The organism is Streptomyces sp. MBT65, from assembly GCF_016612545.1.
In the GTDB taxonomy this organism is placed as follows: Bacteria; Actinomycetota; Actinomycetes; order Streptomycetales; family Streptomycetaceae; genus Streptomyces.
Window position 1 is genome coordinate 1 of the sequence record NZ_JAENRY010000576.1, and the last position, 1,966, is coordinate 1,966.

Genomic DNA, 1,966 nt, shown 5'->3' on the forward strand with positions numbered 1-1,966 from the left:
CTTTCCACCCCGTCCACGACGGGCGTCCCGACGGGCACCGACCCGCCGCCCCCGCCCTACGACGGCACCTCCCCCTTCCCGCCGGACGACGGTCCGCCGCCCGTGCGCGACGGCGCGGCGCGGATCTATGCGAGCGTCACGGCGGCGATCGTCGTCCTGCCGTTCCTGGGCCTCGGTCTGGCCGGCTGGCTGCTGTGGGGGCGGCTGATCCACCCCGTCGACATCGTGCTCGCGGTCGTCTTCTACACGATCACCGGTCTCGGCGTCACAGTCGGTTTCCACCGCGGGCTCACCCACGGCTCGTACCGCGCGATCCGGCCCGTCCGCGTCGCCCTCGCGGTGGCCGGGTCGATGAGCTTCCAGGGCGATGTCATCGGCTGGGTCGCCACCCACCGCCGCCACCACGCCTTCACCGACCGGCCCGGCGACCCGCACTCGCCCTACCGCTACGGCACCCACCTGCGCGGCCAGTTGCACGGTCTGCTCGACGCCCATGTCGGCTGGCTGTTCCGCAACGAGCAGACACCGCCCGAGCGTTACGCCCCCGACCTCGTCGCCGACCCCGACATACAGGCCGTCTCCCGCGCCTTCCCGTGGCTGTGCCTGCTGACGCTCGCGCTGCCGTTCGGGCTCGGCTGGGCGATCGGCGGAAGCTGGCTGTACGGCGTAACGGGCCTGCTGTGGGCGGGACTTGTCCGCATCGCACTGCTCCACCACGTCACCTGGAGCGTCAACTCGCTCTGCCACATGATCGGCGAACGCCCCTTCCGCACCCGCCGCCACGACCGCGCCACCAACCTGTGGCCACTCGCCCTGCTCTCCTTCGGTGAGAGCTGGCACAACCTCCACCACGCCGACCCCACCTGCGCCCGGCACGGCGTCGACCGCGGCCAGATCGACCCGTCGGCCGCCGTCATCCGCCTCATGGAACGCGCCGGCTGGGTCCACGACGTACGCTGGCCGACCCCGGACCGGGTGGCCGCCCGCCGCGCGAGCCCCGCGTGACACCGGGCTACAGGGCCGTATCGAAGGCGTCTCAGTCGGCCTGGTGCGGTACCCACTCGCTCTCGTCCAGCGAGTAGCCGTAGCGCGGACGGCCGCTCATCCCGCTGGTGCGGAACGGCTTCCCCTGGTCGTCGATCCGCAGCACGCCGTGCCGGGTGCCGCTGGTCCACGCCAGCTCCAGATACCAGCGCACGTTGTGGGACGCGGCGGCGGCCGTGATGTAGAGGACCTCGGGATCGCTCTCGCTCACCTTGTACGGCAGTCCCGTCTGCCCCGACTTCGGCGTGGCCACCGGACGGATCGCGTCCAGCCCGACGTCGAAGGAGTGCGTGGGGACCCCGCCGCCGCAGCCGACCCCCACATACCCCATGGCGTACGCGTTCCAGGCCACGGGCGCACCGCTCTCGACCACCCGCACGTTCAGGGACTGGAGCACCACGGTGTCCTTGCCGGTGCCCTGCACGGTGAGTTCGAGGAACTGACTGCCGGCCGAGACCGCCCCCAGCGCGCTCACCCAGCTCGGGGCGTCCTGCTCGGTGGGCGGCGGCGGCACCTTGGCCGCGTCCTTGTCGACCAGGTAGGTCTGACTGCACGGACTCTCCCAGGCGTACGGCCGGGAGGTCACCGTCAGCGGAACGGCCGCCGTCACGTCCGCGCTCCCGCCGGCCCCCGCATTCGTGGACGCCCCGTCCTTCGCCGCTGCTGCCCCGGGAGGACTCGCGTTGCCGGAGGGGGAGGTGGAGGGGGAGGTCGAGGCCGTCGAGGTCGCCTTCGCCTTCGCCGTCGGCGAGGTGGACGAGGAGTGGGTGGCCTGTCCGGCGGAGGTGACGGACGACCCGGCTTCCTGCTTCCGGTCGCCGCCGTCGCCGGACATCAGACGGGGGACGAGCGCGGTGGCGGCGAGGACGACGACCACGGCGGCGGCGGTGAGGAGGGTGGTGCGGCGGCGGTTGTGGGGGGT

2 protein-coding genes are annotated in these 1,966 nt (G+C 72.8%); one reads left to right on the forward strand and one right to left on the reverse strand.

Annotation, left to right across the window (positions count from 1 at the left end):
• Window positions 1-1,005: acyl-CoA desaturase (locus tag JHN63_RS50540; RefSeq protein WP_234478927.1), on the forward strand; the 1,005-nt coding region annotated here is incomplete at its 5' end.
• Window positions 1,006-1,036: 31 nt separating this feature from the next.
• On the opposite strand, the gene JHN63_RS50545 is transcribed toward JHN63_RS50540, so the two are convergent.
• On the reverse strand, window positions 1,037-1,966 hold a 930-nt coding region (locus JHN63_RS50545; protein WP_200691859.1), incomplete at its 5' end, for a transcriptional regulator.